Origin of the sequence: Synechococcus sp. 60AY4M2 (assembly GCF_002760375.1) — a bacterium.
Lineage (GTDB): Bacteria > Cyanobacteriota > Cyanobacteriia > Thermostichales > Thermostichaceae > Thermostichus.
This window is the reverse complement of record NZ_AUMZ01000001.1, coordinates 601,796-624,296: the sequence shown is the minus strand read 5'-3', so window position 1 is coordinate 624,296 and position 22,501 is coordinate 601,796. Positions and strand designations below refer to the sequence as shown.

The following is a 22,501-nucleotide window of genomic DNA, read 5'->3' as shown; positions in this document are numbered from 1 at the left end:
CAATTGACCACGGAGTCAACAACTGGCTCACGTGCGTTAGCAACTTAGGACATAGCTTCATCATTGATGGCCGCAAAGTCAAGTCCTTTAACCAGTGGCACAACAAGGAGCTGGCTAGGCTCAAGACTCACAAGCCACAGGGGTTTTGGTTGCAAAAGCTTGACCGAATTACGGAAACCGGAGAATGCGGTCCACAAAGCTGCGCGCAAGGTCATTGACTTCTGTTTGCACCACTCAATTGGGAGAATCCTCTTCGGTTGGAACAAAGAACAAAAACAAGAATGCGGTTTTAACCAAAACTTTGTTTTCGTCCCAACAGGTCGGTTCAAGGAGCGTATTGCGCAATTATGTCAGCATTATGGCGTTGAGTTTATTGAGGTAGAGGAGGCGTAAAGATCGCAGGCAAGCTTCCTAGATGGAGATGAGCTACCTAATTATGGTGAAAAACCCGACGGGTGGAGACCCTCTGGAAAGCGTGTCAAGCGGGGCCTGTACCAAACGGCAAAGGGGTGGTTGGTCAAGGCTGAGGCAAATGCTGCCGCCAATCTGCTTAAGAAAGTCAGCAGAACCTTGGGGCTTTGCGTGAAGGAACTGTCTAGAGGCGCTTTGACAACGCCGTTACGGGTTCTTTTGTGGGCTGCGTAAGAATCCCCTGGGTGGGAGTGTCAACAGTCGCTCCACTAGGTAAAACCAGTAGGGTTGCCTCCCCTGCTTGCCCCGGCCGACCCACTCATAGAAGCCATCTGCCGGGATCAGGAGGCGGCGGCGGCAAAAGGCCTGGCGGAAAGAGGGTTTTTCGGCCACCGTCTCGGCGCGGGCATTGATCCACCCAGCCTGGGGAGCTTGGCTCCACCTGGGGATCAAGCCCCAGCGGAAATGGACTGCCTGACGCTGCAGGGATCCCGCCACCACCGCCAGCACCGGCTGAGAAGGGGCGATGTTGTCGCGGGGCTGGAGCGCCCCAACTGCCCCCCTCTCGATTGGAAAATGCTGCTGCAGCCGTTCGGGGGCAACTGCCAAGCTAAACCGTCCGCACATCTGGGATCCCTCAGACCTTGGTGGAAATGCCCAGCAACTGCAGGATCCCCCGCAGCGGGATCTCCACCCACTCGGGGCGGTGGTTGAGCTCGTAGCCCAGCTCGTAGATGGCCTTCTCCAGCAGGTAGGCCTCGAGCAGCACTTCCAGCTCCTGCGGGCTGCGGGGCAGAAAAGCCCCTTGAGAAGCCACCTGCAGATATTCGGCCAAGAAGGCGGCGCAGACCCAGCGGTGCCAAAACTGGGCCCAGCGCATCATGTCAGGGCACTTGTCCCCGCAAACCAGCCCGCTTTCCAATTGCTGGCGCAAGCCGGTGTGGACGGCGTAGTGGAAAGAGCGCAGCATTCCCGCCACATCCCGCAGGGGGCAGCGTTTGAGGCGGCGCTCTCCTAGCGACCGGGCCGGCTCCCCTTCAAAGTCGATGATGACAAAGTCCTTGCCGGTAAACAGCACCTGGCCCAGGTGGTAATCCCCATGGCAGCGGGTGCGCAAAGCCGTGATCTTCCGCTCCAGGATGAGGCGGAAGCGGCTCATGATCCCCCCTTCTTGGTCGCGAACGGTGCGGGCCAACTTAGCCTCCAGTTCGGGCAGCTTGGGGATCTGCTTGTTGAGCAGCGGAAACACCTGCCCCACCAAATTGCGCATCGATTGATAGATGGAGCGCTGGTAGAGACTGGAGAAGGGCTCGGGGGCAAAGTCCTTGTTCTCGGTGTCGGCGGCCAAGGCAAGGTGCAGCTCGGCGGTGCGCTTGGCCAAGATCCGCACCGACTCCAGGTAGCTGCCGATGGTGGCGTAGGCCAGCTCCGGCAAGGGAAGGTGCGAGAGTTCCAGAAAGGATCCCCGCGGCACGGGCACCGCTTCCGCCTCTGCGTGATGAACCAGCACCGTCTCGAAAAACTGCCCCAGGCTGTCCAGCGTGTAGTGCCAGGCATCCCCCTCGTTGGGGATGTACTCCTGCAAGATGGCCAACGTGATGGGCTGATCGCCGGGATCAAAGCCCCGCGCCCCACGGCGGCGGCGATACTCCAGGGATCCCAACAGCCGCGGCACCCGCACCTGGGGATGGTGCTCCAGCAGATAGCGGCCGATCTCCAGCTCTGGATTTACCCCCTCGGCCACCTTGCGGTAGAACTTGAGGATGTACTGGCTGCCGTAGACCACCGAGGTGTTGCTCTGCTCCGCCTTGAGGATGCGGGGTTCCAGGCCGAGGTGGTACTCAAAAGGGGCAAAGGTGGTGGCCCACAGCTCCCCTGAGGAGTGGCGCAGACGGCCCTGCTGGGCGATGATCTGCAGCGGCAACGACAAAAAGCTTTTATCGGCCAGGGCGTCGAACAGCACGCCCGGCGGCTCCCCAGCCACTTGCACAGGGACAATCGCCGCCTGGGGCGCCTCTACGCGCAGGTGCATGGCCGCCTCCTGGATGGCATAGCCCACGGGTAAAGAGTAGAGTTCTGCCTCCCCCTCGGTAAACTCGACCTGCAAAAGCAAAATCTGGCCCCGAAAGGGGGGATCCCCTTCCCGGTTACAGGGAATGGCATCCAAGATCTGGGCCGACTGGATCTGGCGGGCTTTGGAGCCGAACCAACGGCAGCGGTAGAGGTAGTCGCCCAGCACCGCCTCCACCTGCTTTTGGCTTTCCCCCTGGAAGAGGCTTTCCCAACTGCCGTTTTGAACCAGCAGGGTGGGCAGGCGATCCAACTCTTCTGGCTTGCTGTGGCTGGGGTGGATCCGCTCCGTTTGTCGCTGCGGCTCGAGGGAAAACCAGTAGAAGGAGTGGGGGCCCAGGGTCAGGAAATAGGGCAGTTGGCCGATGGGAGGAAACGGCGTGCGCCCGAAGATCTCCACCGGGATCAGCCCCTCCCAGTGGGCCAAGTCCAGCTCCACAAACTGCGCGTAGCGGGAGAGGTTGGCCACCACCAGGATGCGCTCGTCGCCGTAGGCCCGCATAAAGGCCAGCACCTTGCGGTTTTCCGGGTGCAGCAGCTCAAAAGAGCCCCGGCCAAAGGCTTGGAAGCGCTTGCGCACCGCGATCATCCGTTTCATCGTCCACCACAGGGAATAGGGGTTGTTCCGCTGCGCTTCCACGTTGACGGTTTCGTAGTGGTACTCGGCGTCGATGACGATGGGCAGGTAGAGCTTCTGCGGGTTAGCCCGAGAGAAGCCGGCGTTGCGGTCGGCGCTCCACTGCATCGGCGTGCGCACGCTGTTGCGATCCCCTAAGTAGATGTTGTCCCCCATGCCGATCTCGTCGCCGTAGTAGATGACCGGCGTGCCGGGCAGAGAAAACAGCAGGCTGTTCATCAGCTCGATGCGGCGGCGGCTGTTGCCCAGCAGGGGCGCCAAGCGGCGGCGGATGCCCAGATTGACCCGCGCGTTGGGATCCTTGGCGTACACCTGGTACATGTAGTCGCGCTCCTCGTCAGTGACCATCTCCAGGGTGAGCTCGTCGTGGTTGCGCAGGAAGATGGCCCACTGGCAGGTTTCGGGAATGGGGGGAGTCTGCTGCAGGATGTCGATGATGGGGAAGCGATCCTCCATCTGGATGGCCATGAACAGCCGCGGCATCAGGGGGAAGTGAAAGTCCATGTGGCACTCGTCCCCGTCGCCGAAGTAGGCCACAGCATCTTCCGGCCACTGGTTGGCTTCTGCCAGCAGCATGCGGTTGGGATATCTTTCGTCAATGTATTTGCGTAGGGCCTTGAGGAAGGCGTGGGTTTCCGGCAGGTTCTCGCAGTTGGTTCCCTCCCGCTCGTATAGGTAGGGCACGGCGTCCAGCCGCAGGCCGTCCACCCCCATGCTCAACCAAAAGTCCACCACCTCGAAGATGGCCTTCTGCACGGCGGGGTTGTCGTAGTTGAGATCCGGCTGGTGGGAGTAGAAGCGATGCCAGTAGTAGGCCTTGGCCACCGGATCCCAGGCCCAGTTGGAGGTTTCAAAGTCTTGAAAGATGATGCGGGCCTCTTTGTACTTTTCCGGGGTGTCGCTCCAGACGTAGAAGTCCCGCTCAGGGGTGCCGGGGGCGGCGCGCCGAGCCCGCTGAAACCAGGGATGCTGATCGGAGGTGTGGTTGAGGATCAGCTCGATGATGACGCGGATCCCGCGTTGGTGGGCGGCATCTAGAAAGATTTTAAAGTCCTCTAGGGTGCCCAGCGCGGGGTTAACGTTGGTAAAATCAGAAACATCATAGCCATCATCCCGCAGCGGGGAAGGGAAAAAGGGCAGCAGCCAGATGGCCGTGATGCCCAGATCCTGCAAATAGTCCAGCTTTTCGGTCAAACCCTGGAAGTCGCCCACGCCATCGCCATCACTGTCGAAAAAGGCGCGCACCGGTAGCTCGTAGATGATCGCGTCTTTGTACCAGAGGGGGTTGTAGGTTAAGGGAGAGACGAGGCTGCGCAGAGGGGCTTGGCTCATCATATCGGCAACAGAGACAGGATTTGGACACCTTGGCAACCCTAACCGTTGAACAGGGATCCCCTCAATAGGCTGCAGCCTTTTCTGGGGTGCCAGGGATCCCGGTAGGCGATGCGGTTTTGGGTCTGACAGGGTGATTTTAACCCCTCACCGCCAGCCCCTCTCCCAGGGGGAGCCCTCACCCCCAGCCCCTCTCCCTGAGGGAGAGGGGAGGTAGGGAGGAAGGGTTTTGCAGCACTGGCACCAATTAGGCGATGCCGGTTCGCTTTTGGGCTTCCTTACGGGAGACGGCTACATGGCGCAGGCCGGCGCGGATCAGCTCCTGCTCGATCAAGGCGAAGAAGCGCTGCCGATCCCCGCTGCGCACCACGGCCAGATGGTGGGCTTCCGCCAGGGCGATGGGGTAGCCAAAGCCCTTTTGCACCTGGCTTAGCACTCCGGCCAGGGCCCGCTGCAGCAACTCGGCGTCTTGAGCCACCCAGGCGGGAAACTCTAGCCGGGCGATCTCCGGCAGGGATCCCTCCCCAGGGTTTGCGCCGACATTCAAGTAACAGCAGTGGATGTGGTGTTCCCCAAAAGTCTCCAAGACGCTGGCGCCACTGCGCCAGAGGGGGCTGCGCTCTCCCGGCTGCAGCAGGGATCCCCAAAAAACGCGATCTGCTAGGGGGGCAAAGGGCTGGCAGGGGGGAGTTTTCTCGCCGGCGCAGTAGCGATAGCAGTCGCAGCCCAGGTAGGGACACAACCCCAGGCGCAGATAGTTGAGGGTTTCGCTGCTGCGGGAAGCGCTGATGTAGCCCACCAGGGGGATGCGAGCTGCCCGCAACTGCTCCAGAGTTGCCAGGATGGGATCCAGCCAGGGACGCTGGGCTGGCTTGGGCAGCGGCTCCAGCCCCCAGGGGATGAGGGATCCATCCAGCAGCGCTAGCACGGGGCGACTCCTAGGCAGCGGCAGGGCCAATTGGGCCAGCTCCTCCAGCTCTGCCTGAGCCCGCCGCAAAGCCAGCACCGCTTCGGCATCCAACGCAATCTCCCCCCCCTCCCCGCGATCTTCTTCCCCAAGGCCTACGGCCTGCCTACGCGATCGGCTGGGTCGGTGGCGAAGAGGGTGGAGGGCTGTTCCTGGAAGAGAGTTGGATCGCTCAGGTTGAGCAAAGGGCTCCTGCCCGTAGATCAGCAGGGGCTGGCTGTCCAGCAGCGGCCACTCTTGCGTGCCGTAGTGGAGAGCCACCCGCCCGATGTTGATGAGCGAGCAGTAGGCAATCTCGTGGTGGCTGGGCAGGATCTGGGAGCCGTCGGTGGCCACCACCGTGTGCGGCCCCTGCAAGGGCTCGACTTTGGGCAGGGATCCCCAGGTTTCCGGCGGCTCGGCGGGGCTGGCGCAGGTAAAGGCGAGATGGGAGCTCCACTCCGCCCAGCGCGACTGCCAGGTTTGGGGTTCTCGCTGCAGGCGGGCAAACTCCTGCAAGGCCAGGCGCAGACGCTCTTGGTTGGCCTTCGACTCCTGCTGCAGGTGGCGGGCAAAGGCGGGAATCTGCCCGCTCAGCTTAACCAGATCCAGCATAGGCGGCTGGCTCAGCCCTGCCGGCGGCCAGGGGCTCCACTTCGGAGGGATCCCTCTTGCCCTCGCTCGCGGGGTATGTGGTGGCAGCGGTAGCTGCGCCCAGCTCCTCTAGCGGAAACTCCCCGTAGACTTCGCTGCTGTTGTTGGGGCTCTCTTGCAGGCGAACCCGATGCAGTTGCACCCCCAGCTCGCGCAGGGGCAAAGTCAGCAGCCGCTGGACGTAGAGGGCGATGTTTTCGGCGGTGGGCACCACCTGGGCAAAGTAGGGGACGTCTTTGTTCAAGAAAGTGTGATCCAGGGGCTTCACCACCTGCTCCTCAATCACCCGCTGCAGAGCTGCCAAATCCACGATCATCCCTGTGCGCGGGTCGATGGATCCCTTGACGGTAATCTCCAGGCCGTAGTTGTGGCCGTGGCCGTGGGGGCGAGCGCAGAGGCCGTAGATGGCAGTGTTCTCTTCCAGGCTGAGGTGATCGAGGGCCAAGCGGTGGGCGGCGCTAAAGTGGGTGGCAACGGTCAAATAGGCTTGCATGGCTTCTCCTCGGTATTCGGCCCAAAGCTGGGGATCTTCGTAGAGGCGCACACTGCTGAGCGGCAGCGCGTCGGCTAGGCGCTGCCAGATGGTGTAGGCAATGAACTCGGTGGTGGGCAGGGTTTGGGCAAACTCTGGCCAGACTTGGTTGAGGTAGGCGAAGTTCAGTTCTTGAATCACCCGCTCCCGAATTACCTGCTTGACCTGGGAGAGGTTGAGCACCATGCCGTACTCATCCACCTCCCCCGTCAAGCCCACCTCCAGCCCGTAGTTGTGGCCGTGGCCGGGAAAGCGGGCGTGGGAGCCGAAGCGGGCCAGGTTCTCAGCTTCGGAGAGCTCCGGCAGCCAGTAGCGGTGGCTGGCGGCAAAGTGGGCGCGGCGGTAGATGGTACAGGTTCTGGACATGAGGGCTATGAGAGAAAGGGATCCCTCCTTCAGCATAAACTCCAAACCAGCACTGCCCCTGCGGCGAGGGATCCCTGCGCCTGGCTCGGCGCGCCTTCCTCCTGAAGCCCTTGGGGATGGATGGCCAAAATCTCGCCCTAGGGGGCCAAGAGTGTGTCAACCTGGTAAAGGTAAGAAAGTCTTTGGGCCCGAGGGAGCGGCTGTGGTCTATCGGGTTGGGCTATTGGGGCTGGGTACGGTCGGCACGGGCGTGGTCGAGATTCTACAGCGCCCTCCTCACCCCCTCTTGCAGGCAGTTGAGATTGCGGCGGTGGGGGTGCGCTCCCTGGACAAGCCGCGGCAGGTGGCGATCCCGCCCGAGCGCCTGACCACGAACCTAGAGGGGATTGTGTCGGATCCCGAAATTGACGCGGTGATTGAGCTCATGGGCGGCTTGGAGCCGGCCCGCAGCCTGATCCTAAAGGCCATCGACCACGGCAAGCCGGTGATCACAGCCAACAAGGCGGTCATTGCCCGCTATGGCGAGGAGATTTTCCAGGCTGCCGCCCAGGCCAGGGTGGCGGTGTTGCTGGAGGCAGCGGTGGGGGGTGGGATCCCCATCATCCAGGCTTTGCAACAGTCGCTGCGGGCTAGCCACATCCAGGCGGTCTGGGGCATCGTCAACGGCACCACCAATTTCATCCTCAGCCAGATGACCCAGGAGGGCAGCTCCTTTGCCGAAGCGCTGGCCCAGGCCCAGGCCCGCGGCTACGCCGAGGCGGATCCCAGCGCCGATGTGGAAGGATGGGATGCGGCGGACAAGATCGCCATTCTGGCCAGCCTGGCTTTTGGGGTGTCGGTACCGCGACAGGCCATCCCCTGCGAAGGGATCGGCAGCATCAGCTCCACCGACATCCGCTACGCCCGCGAGTGGGGCTATACTTTTAAGCTTTTGGCCATCGCCCAAAGGGCCGAGGGGCAGGGAGGTGAACCAACCCTGGATATTCGCGTCCACCCCGCCCTGCTGCCGGTTACCCACCCGCTGGCCAACATCCACGGGGTGGACAACGCCGTCTGGGTGCAAGGGGATCCCTTGGGGCAAGTGGTGCTCTCAGGGCCAGGGGCGGGCCGGGGGCCAACCGCCAGCGCGGTGGTCGGGGATCTGCTTATCCTACTTGCCCACCTGCAGACGGGGGCTCAGTTGCCCAATCCCCTGTGGGGCTTTGCCGCCTCCCCTCCTGTTGCCTCCTTGCTGCCGCTGGCAGAGGCGCAGTCGGAGTTTTACGTGCGAGTGCTGGCCCAGGATCGGCCGGGGGTGATGGGGGCCATCGGCACCTGCTTTGGCCGGCACGGGGTGAGCCTGGAGAGCATCACCCAAAAGGAGTGCCACCAGGAGTTGGCGGAGATTGTGATCCTCACCCACAGCGTGCGCGAGGCCGACTGCCGCCAGGCGCTGGCCGAGATCCAGCAGCTTCCCCAGGTGGCCGAGATCCCCAGCCTATTTCGCGTACTGCGCTAACGAAGATTGGCCCCCCGGACGTGATGGAGGAAAAACACCTTGGAAGCGGCAGTGAATCCTGCAACCCCTGAACCCCTTAACGCGGAGGTGGTGGTCATTGGGGCGGGCATCAGCGGCCTGACGCTGGCCTGGCGCCTGCAGCAGGGTTTATCGGCTAGGGGGGGATCCCCTCAAGCGGTGCTCCTGGCGGAGGCCAGCTCCCGCGTCGGCGGCTGCATTTCCACCCAGTCCAAAGACGGCTACCGCTGGGAGGAAGGCCCCAATAGCTTTACCCCCACCCCTGCCCTGCTCAACCTCATTGCTGAGGTGGGCCTGGCCGACCAACTGGTGCTGGCCGATGCCAAGCTGCCCCGCTACATCTACTGGGAAGGAGCGCTGTTGCCGGTGCCTCTGAGCCCCGCGGCAGCCCTGGGATCACGGCTGCTCAGCGTGGGCGGCAAGCTGCGGGCTCTGCAGGGCTTGTTGGGGTTTGTCCCGCCGCCGCCAGGACGCGAGGAAACGGTGCGGCAGTTTTTCCGGCGACAACTGGGATCCGAAGTGGCCGAGCGCCTGGTGGAGCCCTTCACCTCAGGAGTCTATGCCGGCGACCCAGATCAACTCAGCGCCGTGGCGGCTTTCCCTCGCGTGGCGGGCCTGGAGGAGCGCTATGGCAGCCTCTTTGCCGGCGCCCTGCAGGCTCTGCGCCAACGACCCCAGCCTTCTCCTGCGGCCATCCAACCCCCGCCCAAACGGGGCCAACTGGGCAATCTGAGGCAGGGGCTGCAGCAGTTGCCAGAGGCCCTAGCCCAAAAGCTGGGCGACAGCCTGCGGCTGGGCTGGCGAGCGCTGCAGCTGAAGCGGGCGGGAGAGCTCTATTGGGTGGGCTTTGAGACGCCAGAGGGATCCCGCTGGGTGGCTGCTCGCCAGGTGGTGCTGGCCCTCCCCGCCTACGAGGCTGCCGCGCTGCTACAGGAGCTCAACCCCCCGGCCAGCCAGCTCTTGGCCGAGATCCTCTATCCGCCGGTGGCGGTGGTGGCTCTGGCCTATCCCCAAGAGGCCCTGCCCCAGCCGCTGCGGGGCTTTGGCCACCTCATCCCCCGTTCCCAGGGCCTGCGCACCCTGGGCACGATCTGGGCCTCCTGCCTTTTTCCAGAGCGGGCTCCCCAGGGCTACCACAGCTTCCTCAGCTTCCTGGGCGGCGCCACCGATGCGGCCTTGGCCCGCCAGCAAGGGATCCCACCCATCCCTGCGCTGTCTCCTGAGGAGCGAGCGCAAATTGCCCACGCCGAGCTTAGCCAGGTTCTGCTCACCCGCCGCGCCGAGCCCGTCTACCTGGGCGAACGTCTCTGGCCCCGCGCCATCCCCCAGTACACCCTTGGCCACCGGCAACGCATAGCCCAGGTGCAGGCCCACCTGGCCTCCCAGACGCCGGGGATCTGGGTGTGTGCCAACTACCTGGATGGCGTGGCCCTGGGCGATTGCGTGCGGCGGGCCGAGGCGCTGGCGCAGCAGCTGTTCTCCCAGGTCTAGTCCTCCCAAGTGGCCAATGGGTCGCCCCTACACGGCGCTGCTTTTGGTTCCCACGGGCATTGGGGCCCGCGTGGGTGGCTTTGCCGGCGATGCCCTGCCGGTGGCCCGCGCTTTGGCGGCTGCTGTCGACTGCCTCGTCACCCATCCCAATGTGCTTAACGGCGCCACCCTGTTTTGGCCCCTGAAGAACGTCCTCTACGTGGAAGGGTACGGCCTGGATCGCTTCTGCGCTGGGGAGTGGCACCTCAGGCCAGTGCGGCAAAACCGCGTTGGCGTCATCCTGGATGCCGGGATCCCGGAGGATCTCCGCCAACGCCACCTGCAGGTTTTGCAGGCCGCCCAGGCCACCCTGGGGCTGGACATTGGCCCCTGGCGCTTGACCCCTCGACCCTTAGGCGTTTCCGTCAGCTTTTCCCCTGCCGGGGCCAGCCAGGGATCCCTGGCCCAGCCGGATGCGCTTTTGGAAACTGCCCAAGAGCTCGTCCGCTTGGGAGCCGAGGCCCTTGCCGTGGTGGCCCGCTTCCCCGACGATCTGGACTTCAGCCGGTACGAGCAGGGGCAGGGGGTCGATCCCCTGGCTGGGGCCGAGGCCATCCTCAGCCACCTGGTGGTGCGAGAGCTGGGGATCCCCTGTGCCCACGCCCCCGCCTTCTACCCCGATCCCGCCCCTAAGCCGGTCCACCCCCGCGCCGCCGCCGAAGAGGTGGGGTTTACCTTCCTGCCCTCCGTTTTGGCGGGGCTGAGCTATGCCCCCCAGTTTGTCAAGAGGGGGGATCCTCCCCAGCCGGGCGACCTGACCGCGGAGCAGGTGGACAGCGTCATTGCCCCGGCCACTGCCTTTGGCGGCCCCGGCCTGCTCTACCTCGCCAGCCGCCCCCGCCCGCCCTTGTTTATCGCCGTCGAAGAGAACGCCACGGTGATGCAGGTCCACCCCCGCCAGTTGGGGATCCCCCATGTGGCCGTTAGCTCCTACCTAGAGGCCATTGGCGTGGTGGTGGCCCACCGGGCTGGGGTGGCCCTGTCTTCCCTGCAACTGCCCGGCTAGGCCAGGTTCTGGCCCAGAAACGGCAACAGGCCAATGAGCAGCAGGCCCAGCGTGGCCAGCGACCCGACCAAGAAGGAGAGGGAGCGCCCGATAGGAATGTCGCCAATGTAGAAGAAGTTGTAGAGCAGCCGCGCCAGCAAGAAAACGCCGCAGAGCAGGGCCACCCCTTCGTCGCCGCTGAGCCCAAACAGCCAGGGATCCGGGTGGGGGCCGGTGACGTAGGCTATCAGGGCTGACGGCGCAAAGGTGCCCAGGGCCTCAAAGCCGTTGGCATGGGCCCAGGTGGCCCGCTGGCCGTAGGGAGGCAGCCGGTCGAACATCGCCCGCGGCGCATGCGGGTCATAACCGACGCGGGCGCGGGCATAGCCCACCACGCCCATGGGCAGGTACACCAACAGGATGGCCGCTGCGATGGAGAACAGGGGAATGGCTTGCAGGGGGAGGTTGAACAACATAGGCAAAAGCAGCAGAAGGAAGGGGCTGCACTAGCCCCTTTTCCAGACTAGCGGCTCTCCCAGGCCCTAGGTTGAGACTTCTGGCACCGGCAAGGCAGGGTCCTCAGGAGTCAGCAAGTAGGCGCCAACGGCCTGCAAGCTGGGCGGGTGCAGAAAAGGGACGGTGACAATGGCCTGCTGGGAGAATCGCTGGGGCAACTGGGCCAAGATGGCCTGGTGGCGGCGCCGCAGCGCTGCACCAAAGGGGGTGGCCTCCTCCAGCCAAACCCGATTGAGAACGGCGTAGGGATGAGGGATCCCCAGGGCATCCAGTTCCGCCAGAAGGCGCTCGGTTTCCGCCAGAACCGCCTGCTCCGGGTTGAAGACGGGGATAAAGCTAACAAACTGGGGATCCCGCAGCCGCTGCCGGAGCTGCCGCACCTGGCCTAAGAGATCCCGCAGCCGCTGCGCCCATTCTGGCCGGCCCACCACGTCGCGGTACTTTAGCCACAGCTTCAGGGCCAGGCTGACCCAACCTTCCAGGGCCTGCGGCATCTGCAAAAAGCGCAGGAGATGGCCGGTGGGGGCTGTATCCACCACCACCAGGTTGAACTGGCCGCTGGCCTCCTGCTCCAGCACCGTCAGCAGGGCCATCACCTCGTCCAGGCCCGGTGGAGCCATCTGCAAAAGCTGCCGCCAGGCCTGCGGGTCGTACTGAACCTCCACCCCCGCCGTCCCTTCGCCGGCCAAGATGGCCGCCACCTCTTCCAGGTACTCCTGCCGGAAGCGCTCCAGCACTGCCGCCGCCTCGATCTCCTGCCCCAGCAAATTGGGCAGCAGCGGCAGCGGATCTTGCCCCAATTTCACCCCGAACAGATCCCCCAGCGAGTGGGCCGGGTCGATGGAGACCAGCAAGAGCTGCCGGTCGGGATGGCGTTGGGCCAAGTTCCAGGCCAGCGCCCCGGCCACCGTGGTCTTGCCTACCCCGCCTTTGCCTCCCACCAGCAGCAGGCGGATCCCTTGGGCCAAAAAATCTGGCAGGGCCACCCTTGGGGGGGAGGGGATCCCGCCGACAGGCTCCCCTGGGCTAGCGGGAATCTCTTCCAACTGCAGCAGCACCTCTGGCAAGGGACGAAGCTGCTGCACCAGCTTGTCCAGGGCCGCCGGCCCAATGGGCTCCTCCAGTTGATAGGGACAAACCCAGATGGGATAGCCAGGCAGCTCCTCTTGGAGCGCTTTTAGCCAGCGCCGCTGTTCCTGCTGGCGGGCCAGGTAGAGGGGGGACGGCGGGATCCCAGACGACGCTCTCCCGCTGGCTCCCAACAACACCTGGTTGACCAACAGGCCGCCAATGGGCACCCGGCGGCTTTGCAGTTGTTGACAAAAGCGGCGCGTCTCCGCCACGCTCAACGGCTCCGGGATCAGCACCAGCCAGGCGGCAGTGCTCTCCGGGTCGGTGAGGCGGGCTTTGCCCCCCTCCAGCTCGCTCTGCAAGCGGGCCAGGAAGGCGTCGGCTTCATCCGGTCGATAGGCGCCCGTGAGGGATTGGACAACCTCGCGGTGCTTGGCCTGGAAGGTGGCAAACACCGCCAGCAAATTGTCGAGAAAGTCGGGCAGTTCCAACAGCCGCAGGGTGTGGCCGGTGGGGGCGGTATCCAGGATAACTGTATCCACCTCTTGGCCCGCCAGCAGCCGGTTGACCTCTAAGATGGCCATCAGCTCGTCCACCCCCGGCCAGTCCAGATCCCAAAGGGGCAGGAGATCTTCCTTGGCCAGCCAACTGCCCCGCTCGGCAATCAGCTCCAGAGCCGGGCCGTAGGTCTGCTTGAAATCCTGCAGCAACACCTCGGCCTGGAGAGCCCGCACCTGCAAGTTGGGCCAATCCGGCAGGGGCTGGGGAACGTCGGCCACCGGGATCCCCAGCACATCCCCCAGGGAGTGGGCCGGATCGGTGGACAGGAGCAGCAGACGGCGCTCTGGTTGCGCCTGGGCCAGGTGACGGGCCAGGGCACAGGTGAGGGTGGTTTTGCCTACGCCCCCCTTGCCGCTAAACAGCAGCAGACGCTGGCAAGGAGAAAGGAGAGACAGGCGGAAAGCGCTCCCGCCACAATCGAGTTGAGCAGGCTGCAAAGGGATCCCTTCTGGCACAGGTCACCCCCATTGTGGCCTGGATCTCCCTTAGGGATGCTCCAGATCAGCGAAGTTTCCCCTCTCCCACCACAACCGGCGTCCTCTGTCCCACGCCAGCAGCGCGTGGATCCCAAGCCAAAATCCCGTCCACAGCCAGTTGTCCAGCCAGATCTTGGCCAAGATGGGCAGGGTCAAGCCCTCCGTTCCGCCCAGAACCAGGCCGGCTGCCAAGATCAGCCCTTCAAAAGCAAGGAACCCTAGGATCAGCATGGCTGGGATCCAAAGATAGTTCAGCAGCAATTGCCTTGGCCTAATAGGTTTGGACTGAGAAAACAGAGGTCGGTAGCCGGCAGCAAAAGCGACCCCCACCGTGCCGATCCCCAAGACCAACCCCCAAGCAAAAGAATCAGGTGTACGGGGATAGTTGTGCCAGGTGTAGCCAAAGATTTGGTTGGCCAGCCAAATCATCGAAGCGCTAATAATTGCCCTTTGGCGAGTTAACGTGGTGCCCGCGATGATGCCAACAGTTACAAAAGGAAGCGTGCAGGTATAGGCAATGTTGCTCAGGCAGCCGATGGTGGTAAATAGGCTGGGCCAAAATCGACCTTGGGCTAGATCTCGGCTGGCTTGGATCCAAATTACTTCTGGGATCCCGCGGCGAGGCTTGGGGATGGACTGGACAAGAGCTTGTAGGCTAACCATAGGCTAATCTCCAGGAAAAAGGTGAGCTTTCAAGGGGCAGTTCTTTAGCAGATGCTCCTGGACAATTTGCCGCGCTACTTGGGGGGTAACCCGCTTGTACCAGGTGCGATCTCCGGAGTAAAAAACCACCGGCCCTTGTTGACAGACTTCTAGGCATCCGGAAGTAATGACCTGAATATCCAAATTGGCTTCCCGCAGGGCCGATTGCAGAGCTTCCACAACGGGCTGATAGTGGCGAGAAGGATAGCAGCGGCTGGAACGGCAAACCGCCAAATAGGGCCGCTTGAGGGGGTTATCTTCATACGGGATCCGCTCTTTTCCCTCGACGTAAATGGCCCGCAGGCGTTCATAAAGGGAGAGCTTCTGATAGTCGGCTTTGCCTTCGGGCAGGTAGTCTTCTCCTGGCCCCAAAAAGGGACTGGGCAAAAAGATCTGCAGCAGCGATTCCTCTGCTCCGTTCCAAAATTGGATCCCCCATTGGCGAGGCTGGCCCTGCGGATTGAGGCGGCGATAGAGGGCGGCGCGGCCGACCAATCTTTTGCGGCGCAGCTCAGGTGGAGTTCTGCTGTAGGGGCCGCCCTGGTGCTCTTCTAGACACAGGTGCAAATGCCAAGTTTCGGTGGCCACGGTCAAATAGCCGTCGTAGAGCACACAGAGAGCAGGGGGATCCTTGAAGGCCGCCTCCAGCACTCCTCCCTCCACCACCTGGCCCACTTGGATCTCGGCCCAGCGCTCCTGAAAGAGCTCATAGAGCAATGGCCCAAGACAGTCGATGTGAGCCGGGATCCCTTCGTAAACGGTTGTCCAGCCGGTGGGGAAAACCTCTTGCCAAGTCTGGTTTAAGGGCGTGATCCAGGGACTGAAAGCGGCCATAGGTTGCTCCTATTGGATTGGCGGAATGCGGGCAATCACCCCCTTTTTGATGGGGCGCTCTGCCCAGGGCAGGATCCCATCGGGCTTTGTCAAATACAGCTCCGCCGTTTGTAAGATTGGCTCTACATCTTTTGGATCGAGATCGCCAAAGACATAGGTCATCTTCCCCGGGGCTGCTAGGGCAATCACGCAGGCATGGCTGCAGCCGCTCATACAGGCAACTGGCTTCAGGTGCAATTGGGAATTGAGCACTTGCGATTGCAAGGCGGCCAGGAGCATTTCTCCTTTGCTAGTCCCTTCTTTTTGGCCGTTCACCCAGCGAGATCCGCAGGTGGTGCAGATCCAGAGGTAATGTTCGGCCTCAGCTTGAGCCGAAGTTGTCGATGGAGAAAAGTTAGGAGATAGAGAGTTGGTTGAGATCGCCATAAGTTGCATCCAAACTAAACCGTAAAGCAGACAATCAACTTGGAAAGTTCTCGCTAAAAGTGGTCAGCCGGAGAGTTAAAAACAGCCTGGGATATCGCTAAAATTGCCCCCGCAAGTTCACCCTCAGCGTGCGGCCAACTCCGGGATAGCCGGGGAAAACTTCATACTGCTCATCCAGCAGGTTGTCGATCCCCAACTCTAGGCTCAGGGCCTCAGCCAACGGGATCCCGCCGCGCAGAGCCACGGTGGTGTAGCCTGGCAGGGATTCCGTATTGGCATTGTTGGTAAAAAAGCTCCCAATGTGATGGACCAAAATCGAGCCGTACCAGCCCTGCTCGTGGCGGTAGCTTAGGCCTAGATTGAAGCTATCGGCTCCTACAAAGGCTAGCTCTTTGCCAACTGTGGCCGGGTTAAGGGCAGCGCGGATGATGGGATCATTGAGGGTATAGTTGGCAAAAAGCGTCCAGTTTTCCCCCAAACGCAAATCTAAAGCCGCTTCCAGGCCGGTATATTCGACCAGCCCGATATTTTCATAGGTTCCCCGGCGCGGCCCAAGGCTGACAAAGGTGATGCCATCGCGGATGCGGTTGTGGGCAAAAGTTAAGCGCAGCAGGCCAAAATCTCCCAAGGTTTGATCCAGGCCGATGTCCAAGCTCTCCCCTCGCTCTGGGCGGAGATTGGGGTTGCCATCCACTTCAAAAAAGCCGCGCAGCCGAAAGAACAATTCCGAGATCAAGGGGGTGCGAAAGCTGCCGGCGTAGCTGGCCCTCAAGGTAGTTCCCTCGGCAACTGCCCACCGGATCCCCACAGCCGGCGAGGTGGCCGAGCCGTTGGCCAAACTGCTGAAGTCCTGACGGATGCCCAGGTCGAGGTGGAACTGGGGATCCGGGCTGTAGTCCAGGCGGGCAAACAGGGCCCCCTGGTTAACCGTATCGTCGTAGTTGATATTGGCAGAACCCCTGGCAAAAGAAAAAGTCGTATTGCGGGCTGAGATAGAGCGATAATCTGCCCCCAAAACTCCCTCTAGGTTTTCGCCGGCCTGCCAAGCATATTGAAGCTGGGATCCCCAGCCATTGCGCAAGATGACGTCGCGGGATCCCTGGCTTTGCGGAGCGCTGAAGCGGTAGTTGAGATCGTCCAAAAAGACTCTTGCCTGCAGGGATCCTGTTTCCTGAGTCCACAGCCAACTGAGATCCAGCAGCAGATCGTTGGTGTTTTGCTCTGCGTCGGGAGAGGGAAACTCTACACTGCCGGGCACGCGAAAGGCTTTGTTGAGGTAGAGGGCGTTGGCTGTTAGGACTTGATCTTCGGCCAGTTGCCAGGTGAGCTTGGCCTGCAAGTTGTGGTACTCCACCGCCGAGTTTTCCCGCCTGCCTGACTTGCCCAGCCGCTCAATGGCAAAGGGAAAGTCGTTGTTACTTTGCAGACGGCGATAGCTGAGCACCCAGCCCAGATCCTGGGCTTGGCCGCGACTTTGGATCCCTTGCTCATTGAGACCGTAGCTGCCGACCGCCGCTTCCAGCACCGTCTCCGTTTCTGGCTGCGGCTCCACCGTGACGATGTTGATCACGCCGCCAACGGCGTCTGAGCCGTACAGGGTAGAGCCGCCGCCGGGGGAGACTTCAATTCGCTCGACGACATCGGTGGTGATTTGGGAGAGGTCAAACCCCCCGAAAAAACCCAGATCGTTGAGAGGGCGGCCATCCAAGAGCACCAATACCTGCGCCGTTCGCGCCCCTCGCATGAATTGAGAGCTAAGAGCTCCCAACTGAGTTCCCGCTGTGCCATTGCTGAGGATCCCGGGCAAGTAGCGCAGGGCTTCCTGCACCGTCCTTGCCCCTTGCTGGCGCATCTGCTGGCGGGTGATGACGTAGACTGGGCGGGAAGACTCTCGCAGCAGGCCGGGACGGCGAAACGGGGTGGTGACGGGTTGATTCAAAATCTCGGCGCTGAGGCCGGTATCCAAGATTGCCTGCCCCCAGGCCGGGATCCCCAAACTCAAGATCCCCAGCCCAAGGCTGAGACATACAGTTACTTTCATCCGGTTGCTCCTGCTTCCGTGCGACGCGGAAGGGCTAAGCTTTGAGCCAAAGCCGCAGGCGGGCATCCTGACTGAGGGCCTCAGCCCATCACAGTTGCGGCACAGCGCCGGATTTGCACCGGACTTTCCCCATTGCTTGCCCTGGCTGATCCCCAGGACAACCTGACGGCACGGCTTTCCTCCCCATTGCTCTGGAAAAAGCCGTGCTAGGCATCATACATTCCCTGCTGGGGAGTTCCTATCCTGCCGGGGGGGATCCCTGGGCAGTGAGGTCAACGGAAGATCATCTCCGCCACCGCGTCAAAGCCGGCGTCCAACAGCCGATCCAAGACTGACTGGGCCTGGCTGCGGCTGTCGTAGAGGCCGGCCTGCAGCACCCTCCTGCCGTTGAACACGGTCTCCACCGCTTCGGGGACGAGCTGCCGCAGCCGCTGCAAATCGTCGCTGCCCTTGGGGGTCACCAGCACACGAAAGCGGGTGGCCGACTCTGCTGGGGCTACCGCCGGTTCTGGAGCCGCGGCAACGGGAACAGGGGGGGTTGTTGGGCTGCTGCCCGCTTGTCGGCGAGCCGGGGGTGGCAGGAGGGTAGTAATATCCGTGAGAGGAGCCACAGATTGCTGGCGGACGGGAGTGGCAGGAGCAGGCTCAACCGGTTGGGCAGGCGTGGTGGAGCCATCGGGGGTGAAGGGGACGGCAACAAACTCCTGGGGTTGAGCGCCTGCCGGCTGAGGGGGGGCACTGGGCAAAATGCGCCCTCCCGATCCCGCTGCAGGAGGGGGAACGGGGGCAGTCGATTGGGGCACCGTCACCACCGGCAAGGTGGGAGAGGCCGCCGCCGGCTGGGGATCCCTGCTGGGAGCCGGAGGCTCGGCCTGCGGAGTTGTGGGCAGCGTCAAGCCGCCTGCCGCAATGGGTGGCGGGGCGTTGCTGGGCAGCGCAGCCACCGTGGTCTGGCCGGCCAGATCCAGCTCCCCTTTGGTTTTGCCGGCCAGTTGGTTGCCATTGGCGTTGAGGCGCAGGCCGCGGGTGGCGTTGTGGATGTCGTACTGGCCGTTCCCCTCAAAGATGTTGTTGCCGGGATCCGAAGCCGTGCCCAAATCTGGCTGGGCGGTGGTGATAGCTGTCAGGCCAGTCTCCAGGTTGCGGGCAATGAGATTGTTGCGCAGGATGGGACGGGCGCTGCCGCCGACCACAATGCCGGTGCGGTTTTGCAGGATGCGGTTGTTGCGCACAATCGGCGCCGAGCGCTGGTCGATGGTGAGGCCAAAGCCGGTCTCTTGGAAGAGGTTGTTGACAATGGTGGGCTGGGAGGTGCCCAAGACGGAGATGCCGTTGGCCCCGTTTTTGTAGAAGCGGTTGCCTTCTATCCAGGGGTTGGAGGCGCCGGCGATGAAAATGCCGTCGTGGATGCTGCCCACAAAGCTGTTGTTGAGAATGCGCGGGGAAGCCGATTCTACCCAGAGGGCGTAGCCGCGCCGACCCTGGTTGCGCAGGGTAACCCCCCGCACCTCTGAGCCGGTCTCTGCCAGCAGGGCAACGTTTTGCCGGGCCAAGGTCGGGCTCATGTAGGTGCCGCCGCCATCGATCAGGTAGCCCTCTCCCAAGGTGGACTCGTCCCCGCGCAAGATAAGGCCGGCCTTGAGGCGGATGGGGAAGACTTCGCCGCTTTCTGCGCTGTACACCCCCGGCAGAAGCTGGATGATGCTGCCGGCTGGCGCCCGGCTGATGGCATGGGTGATGGTCTTGAAGGGGTTGTTGCGGGATCCATCCCCTTGGGTATCGCTGCCATTGGCGGCATCCACAAAAATGGCGGGGCGGTCGTCCGGCAGCGGCGGCGCTTGGGGCAGGGCCTGCTTCTCCAAAAGGCCGGTGTCCAGGGAAGTTTGCGCCCAACTGGGATCCCTTCCTGCCGCCAGCAGTAAGCTGGTGCTCAACAGCAAAGAGGTGGCCAGTCGCGTCAGCGTCGCGGAGCCGTGACGCTGCAACCGCAAGTCAGGCAGGACTGCTGTAAATTGGTGTTCGCCGGATTTCTGCAGACGGATGAACGATAAGGAAGAGATCATAGGAGTCATCCCCACACCAGGCTGGGCCAGAGAAAGAAGGAGGGTCGAGGCTATCCTACCAAACCTGACAGGCAGGATCCTGCCCTCTTCCCCAACTCCAAATACGGACTGATGCAGGCTTCTTTTTGTAGATCCAACGCTACCCCTAGAGTATACCCTTGCCATGACCGACGAAGCCCTTGCCCGCGAAGGCTCCTCCCAAGAGTTGCCGCTGGCTTCCCTCTCGTCTGGGCGCCCCCTGCTCAACCTGCTGTTGTTGGGGATCCCAGCCCTGCTGCTGCTGCTGGGCCAGTGGGCAGGGCAGCCGGCCCTGGGCTGGGGGGCGGTGCTGGCTTGGCTGGGCCTGGCCGGCTGGTGGGGGCAGCCGCTCTGGGTGCAGATCGGGCGCGACCTCTGGCAGTGGCTGACCACCTGGCCCAGCCTGGGGTGGGCGGCAGCAGCTCTCGGCTTGGCGGTGATGGGAGGATTGGTCTGGAGTGGAGCCTCCTCGGCCCTGGGATCCCTGAGCTGGGAGGCCATCGGGGCTTTGGGCGAGGTGTTCGGGGCTACAGGTCAGATCCTGATCGCCCTCCTGGCCGCCTACATCGCCTGGCGGCAGTACGTCATCTCCCGCGACCTCACCATCCAGCAGAACATCATCACCCAGCAGCAGACCATCGACGCCTACTTCGAGGGCATCTCCAACCTGGTTCTCTCCCCTGACGGGCAGTTGGACGACTGGCCCCTGGAGCGGGCCATTGCGGCCGGGCGCACGGCGGCGCTCCTCAACGGCGTGGATCGCTTTGGCAAAGCCAAGATCCTGCGCTTCCTCTCCACCGCTAACTTGCTTAGCCCCCTGCGCCGCGACGAACACCTGGGCCGGCCCATCCTGGACGGCAAAGGCGGCTACCAGCGGGATCGCCTCAACGGGATCCGGGTGGTGAATCTGGGCACCATGCTGGAAGGGGCCGACCTGCATGGCACCCTGCTGCGGGGGGTGGACTTCAGCGAGGCCAGCCTGGAAAGAGCCAACCTGCGGGATTGCGACCTCAGCCACACCAACCTCTGCGGGGCCAACCTGCGCAATGCCGACCTGCGCGGCGCCGATCTCTACCGCGCCCTCTTGTTTGTGGGATCCCTGCAGACGGCTTCTCCGGCTCAGCCAGGAAAAAAGCCCGATTTTAAAAGCGGGGCCTACGCCGGCGCCATCGTGGCCGGCGCGGACTTTCGCCGGGTGCGTCGCCTTTCCCCCGAACAAAGAGCCTACCTGGCCGCCTGGGGAGCCAAGCTGGATCCTGAGCCCCCGCTTCCCCTCAACTCCTCGGCCAGCCGTTTGGATCCCGGCGGCGAAACCGAGCCCTTACCCCCTCCTGCCGAGCCGCCGGCCTCCCGGAGGCCTTGATCCAGAGCCAATGGCCGGCAAACCTGGGTTCAACGCCAGCGCTGCCATGGTCATGGCAAACAGCCATGAAACAGCTTGTGAGTTGATCCCAGCTCCCCTCTCCCTCTGGGAGAGGGGCTGGGGGTGAGGGCCTGCCGGAGAACCGTTCAAGCTAGCCTGAAATAGCCCCAATCCCTCAATTGTTGGACATGGCCCGCTTGCTCACCAAGTTCTGGCTGCTGGAGCGCTACCTGTTTGGGCAGATGCTCACGCCGGTGCTGGCCGGTATAGCTGGGGGAACCCTGCTGCTTTTGGCAGGCCGGCTCTTTACCTTGGCCGAGCGGCTGGTCGAGGGATCCGTGCCGCCCCTGACGGTGTTGCGCCTTCTCATTTTGGATCTGCCGGAGATGGTGCTGCTGGGCATGCCCATCGCCGCTTTTTTTGCCACCATGCTCACCTTGGGCAAGCTGAGCGGCAACAGCGAGATTACCGCCATGCGGGCAGCCGGGATCCCGTTTACGCGCATTTTTCGTCCCCTGTTGCTGGTGGGGCTGCTCATGAGCCTGAGCGCTTTTTGGATCAGCAACGTGCTCCTGCCGGCCAGCAAACGAGAAATCCGCCAGATCGACCAGCAGGCGCTCCTGGCCCGGGCCACCACCCCGGTGCAATACGACGTCTTTTTCAGAACCGCCCGGGTTGGCGGGACGGAAGACAACCTCTGGTTTTTCATCCGCCAGGTGGATCCGCGGCTGAACACCATGCAGGATGTCACCATCTTGCAGGTGGATCCCTTGCCGGGGGGCAAGTACCAGTTGGCAGAGGTGACCCTGGCGGCCCAGGCGGTGTGGAATGGCCTGGACTGGACCCTCAGCGAAGGGGTGACCCACCGCTACGGCCCTGACGGCCTCAGCCTGGCCGAAGAGCCCTTCGACCGCAAGCCGCTAGAGGTCTCCCAAGATCTGGCCGCCCTGATGCAGCCGCCGGTTCCGCCCAACGAGCTGAGCCTGCCGGAGCTGGCGGAGCGCATCTCCCGCCTGGCCCGCTCCAACCTCAATACCCAGCCCCTGCGCACCGAGTTCCACATGCGCTTTTCCCTGCCCTTGGCCAGCTTTTTTGCCGTCTTGATCTCCCTTCCCCTGGGATCCACCACTGCGCGGCGGGTGGGCCGCTATGGGGGTGTCGTCTTCGGGATCCTGTTGGTGTTTGCCTACTACGTGGTGCTGAGTGTGTCTCGCAGCCTGGGCGAAGCAGGAGCCCTTCCCCCCTGGGCGGCAGCCTGGAGCTTCAACATCCTCTTCGGCGGCCTCGGCCTGCTGCTGTTGGCCCGCTTCCTGCGCTAGGGATCCCTTCTGGGCAGAGCAACCCCCGACCTAACCAGGGATCCACCGGATCCCTATAGTTTCCGTCCCCTTGCGGGGAAAAGGTAGGGATCAACTGCCGATAAATCCGACGCCATGTCCATTTGGATGGCG

16 protein-coding genes, 1 pseudogene and 1 riboswitch are annotated in these 22,501 nt (G+C 62.9%); of the genes and pseudogenes, 6 read left to right on the top strand and 11 right to left on the bottom strand.

Translation table 11 applies throughout. The annotated features are described in order from the left end of the window. Positions 1-218, top strand: a pseudogene (locus SYN60AY4M2_RS14190) (hypothetical protein); the annotation flags it as partial. 400 nt (positions 219-618) lie between these two features. Here the strand turns inward: SYN60AY4M2_RS14190 and SYN60AY4M2_RS02725 are convergent. From SYN60AY4M2_RS02725 to SYN60AY4M2_RS02710, 4 genes are all read right to left on the bottom strand, one after another. After that, positions 619-1,038 (bottom strand): SOS response-associated peptidase, encoded by a 420-nt coding sequence (locus tag SYN60AY4M2_RS02725; protein WP_240527689.1) that lies wholly within the window; start codon positions 1,036-1,038, stop codon positions 619-621. A gap of 10 nt (positions 1,039-1,048) precedes the next feature. Beyond that, positions 1,049-4,450: a maltose alpha-D-glucosyltransferase gene (gene treS / locus SYN60AY4M2_RS02720; RefSeq protein ID WP_099813207.1), complete on the bottom strand. Its 3,402-nt coding sequence runs from the start codon at positions 4,448-4,450 to the stop codon at positions 1,049-1,051. Between the two features lie 247 nt (positions 4,451-4,697). Next, a complete protein-coding gene (locus tag SYN60AY4M2_RS02715; protein ID WP_011429970.1) occupies positions 4,698-6,011 on the bottom strand; it encodes a DNA double-strand break repair nuclease NurA in 1,314 nt (437 codons plus the stop codon). Continuing rightward, positions 5,995-6,948 (bottom strand): 6-carboxytetrahydropterin synthase, encoded by a 954-nt coding sequence (locus SYN60AY4M2_RS02710; protein ID WP_099813206.1) that lies wholly within the window; start codon positions 6,946-6,948, stop codon positions 5,995-5,997. Before SYN60AY4M2_RS02710 ends, SYN60AY4M2_RS02715 begins: the two co-directional genes overlap by 17 nt. 202 nt (positions 6,949-7,150) lie before the next feature. Between SYN60AY4M2_RS02710 and SYN60AY4M2_RS02705 the strand changes: the two genes are divergently transcribed. The 3 genes from SYN60AY4M2_RS02705 to SYN60AY4M2_RS02695 are packed head-to-tail and all read left to right on the top strand — an operon-like array spanning position 7,151 to position 11,000. Continuing rightward, positions 7,151-8,446 carry a homoserine dehydrogenase gene (locus tag SYN60AY4M2_RS02705; RefSeq protein WP_240527688.1) on the top strand — a complete coding sequence of 432 codons (1,296 nt, stop codon included), beginning with the start codon at positions 7,151-7,153 and terminating at the stop codon, positions 8,444-8,446. A 51-nt stretch (positions 8,447-8,497) separates the two neighbouring features. Beyond that, the gene (gene hemG, locus SYN60AY4M2_RS02700) at positions 8,498-9,955 is read left to right on the top strand and encodes a protoporphyrinogen oxidase (protein WP_099813205.1); all 1,458 of its coding nucleotides are present in this window, start codon (positions 8,498-8,500) and stop codon (positions 9,953-9,955) included. Positions 9,956-9,971: 16 nt separating this feature from the next. Further along, on the top strand, positions 9,972-11,000 hold the full coding sequence (locus SYN60AY4M2_RS02695) for a DUF3326 domain-containing protein (protein ID WP_168173611.1): 1,029 nt from the start codon (positions 9,972-9,974) through the stop codon (positions 10,998-11,000). Here SYN60AY4M2_RS02695 and SYN60AY4M2_RS02690 read toward each other — a convergent pair. The 7 genes from SYN60AY4M2_RS02690 to SYN60AY4M2_RS02660 form a co-directional block, all read right to left on the bottom strand. Beyond that, complete coding sequence (locus tag SYN60AY4M2_RS02690) at positions 10,997-11,455, bottom strand: MAPEG family protein (RefSeq protein ID WP_099812226.1); 459 nt, start codon at positions 11,453-11,455, stop codon at positions 10,997-10,999. The two genes, SYN60AY4M2_RS02695 and SYN60AY4M2_RS02690, sit on opposite strands and share 4 nt — an antisense overlap. Before the next feature lie 66 nt (positions 11,456-11,521). After that, positions 11,522-13,564: an ArsA family ATPase gene (locus SYN60AY4M2_RS02685; RefSeq protein WP_240527687.1), complete on the bottom strand. Its 2,043-nt coding sequence runs from the start codon at positions 13,562-13,564 to the stop codon at positions 11,522-11,524. Between the two features lie 48 nt (positions 13,565-13,612). Next, positions 13,613-14,266: a hypothetical protein gene (locus SYN60AY4M2_RS02680; RefSeq protein ID WP_011429977.1), complete on the bottom strand. Its 654-nt coding sequence runs from the start codon at positions 14,264-14,266 to the stop codon at positions 13,613-13,615. A gap of 3 nt (positions 14,267-14,269) precedes the next feature. Further along, positions 14,270-15,139 (bottom strand): (2Fe-2S) ferredoxin domain-containing protein, encoded by an 870-nt coding sequence (locus SYN60AY4M2_RS02675; protein WP_099812224.1) that lies wholly within the window; start codon positions 15,137-15,139, stop codon positions 14,270-14,272. A 9-nt stretch (positions 15,140-15,148) separates the two neighbouring features. Further along, positions 15,149-15,565 carry a DUF1636 domain-containing protein gene (locus SYN60AY4M2_RS02670; protein ID WP_011429979.1) on the bottom strand — a complete coding sequence of 139 codons (417 nt, stop codon included), beginning with the start codon at positions 15,563-15,565 and terminating at the stop codon, positions 15,149-15,151. Between the two features lie 97 nt (positions 15,566-15,662). Continuing rightward, complete coding sequence (locus SYN60AY4M2_RS02665) at positions 15,663-17,606, bottom strand: TonB-dependent receptor (RefSeq protein WP_099812223.1); 1,944 nt, start codon at positions 17,604-17,606, stop codon at positions 15,663-15,665. Between the two features lie 39 nt (positions 17,607-17,645). After that, a riboswitch (cobalamin riboswitch) is annotated at positions 17,646-17,787 on the bottom strand. Positions 17,788-17,878: 91 nt separating this feature from the next. Further along, positions 17,879-19,669 carry a DUF1565 domain-containing protein gene (locus SYN60AY4M2_RS02660; RefSeq protein ID WP_240527686.1) on the bottom strand — a complete coding sequence of 597 codons (1,791 nt, stop codon included), beginning with the start codon at positions 19,667-19,669 and terminating at the stop codon, positions 17,879-17,881. Between the two features lie 163 nt (positions 19,670-19,832). Here SYN60AY4M2_RS02660 and SYN60AY4M2_RS02655 point away from each other — a divergent pair, with 163 nt between their 5' ends. Together SYN60AY4M2_RS02655 and SYN60AY4M2_RS02650 are read left to right on the top strand one after the other, a co-directional pair. After that, positions 19,833-21,050 (top strand): pentapeptide repeat-containing protein, encoded by a 1,218-nt coding sequence (locus tag SYN60AY4M2_RS02655; RefSeq protein WP_099812221.1) that lies wholly within the window; start codon positions 19,833-19,835, stop codon positions 21,048-21,050. 188 nt (positions 21,051-21,238) lie between these two features. Beyond that, positions 21,239-22,369, top strand: coding sequence for an LptF/LptG family permease (locus tag SYN60AY4M2_RS02650; RefSeq protein WP_011429983.1), 1,131 nt, complete (start codon positions 21,239-21,241; stop codon positions 22,367-22,369). Positions 22,370-22,501 lie beyond the last annotated feature (132 nt).

Bases quoted from the DNA above. Each gene is read 5' to 3' on its own strand.
- SYN60AY4M2_RS02675 (WP_099812224.1), bottom strand. From the start codon at position 15,139: ATGGCCGCTTTCAGTCCCTGGATCACGCCCTTAAACCAGACTTGGCAA.
- SYN60AY4M2_RS02650 (WP_011429983.1), top strand. From the start codon at position 21,239: ATGGCCCGCTTGCTCACCAAGTTCTGGCTGCTGGAGCGCTACCTGTTT.
- treS (WP_099813207.1), bottom strand. From the start codon at position 4,450: ATGAGCCAAGCCCCTCTGCGCAGCCTCGTCTCTCCCTTAACCTACAAC.
- SYN60AY4M2_RS02690 (WP_099812226.1), bottom strand. From the start codon at position 11,455: ATGTTGTTCAACCTCCCCCTGCAAGCCATTCCCCTGTTCTCCATCGCA.
- SYN60AY4M2_RS02725 (WP_240527689.1), bottom strand. From the start codon at position 1,038: ATGTGCGGACGGTTTAGCTTGGCAGTTGCCCCCGAACGGCTGCAGCAG.
- SYN60AY4M2_RS02695 (WP_168173611.1), top strand. From the start codon at position 9,972: ATGGGTCGCCCCTACACGGCGCTGCTTTTGGTTCCCACGGGCATTGGG.
- SYN60AY4M2_RS02680 (WP_011429977.1), bottom strand. From the start codon at position 14,266: ATGGTTAGCCTACAAGCTCTTGTCCAGTCCATCCCCAAGCCTCGCCGC.
- SYN60AY4M2_RS02670 (WP_011429979.1), bottom strand. From the start codon at position 15,565: ATGGCGATCTCAACCAACTCTCTATCTCCTAACTTTTCTCCATCGACA.
- SYN60AY4M2_RS02660 (WP_240527686.1), bottom strand. From the start codon at position 19,669: ATGATCTCTTCCTTATCGTTCATCCGTCTGCAGAAATCCGGCGAACAC.
- SYN60AY4M2_RS02655 (WP_099812221.1), top strand. From the start codon at position 19,833: ATGACCGACGAAGCCCTTGCCCGCGAAGGCTCCTCCCAAGAGTTGCCG.
- SYN60AY4M2_RS02715 (WP_011429970.1), bottom strand. From the start codon at position 6,011: ATGCTGGATCTGGTTAAGCTGAGCGGGCAGATTCCCGCCTTTGCCCGC.
- SYN60AY4M2_RS02710 (WP_099813206.1), bottom strand. From the start codon at position 6,948: ATGTCCAGAACCTGTACCATCTACCGCCGCGCCCACTTTGCCGCCAGC.
- SYN60AY4M2_RS02665 (WP_099812223.1), bottom strand. From the start codon at position 17,606: ATGAAAGTAACTGTATGTCTCAGCCTTGGGCTGGGGATCTTGAGTTTG.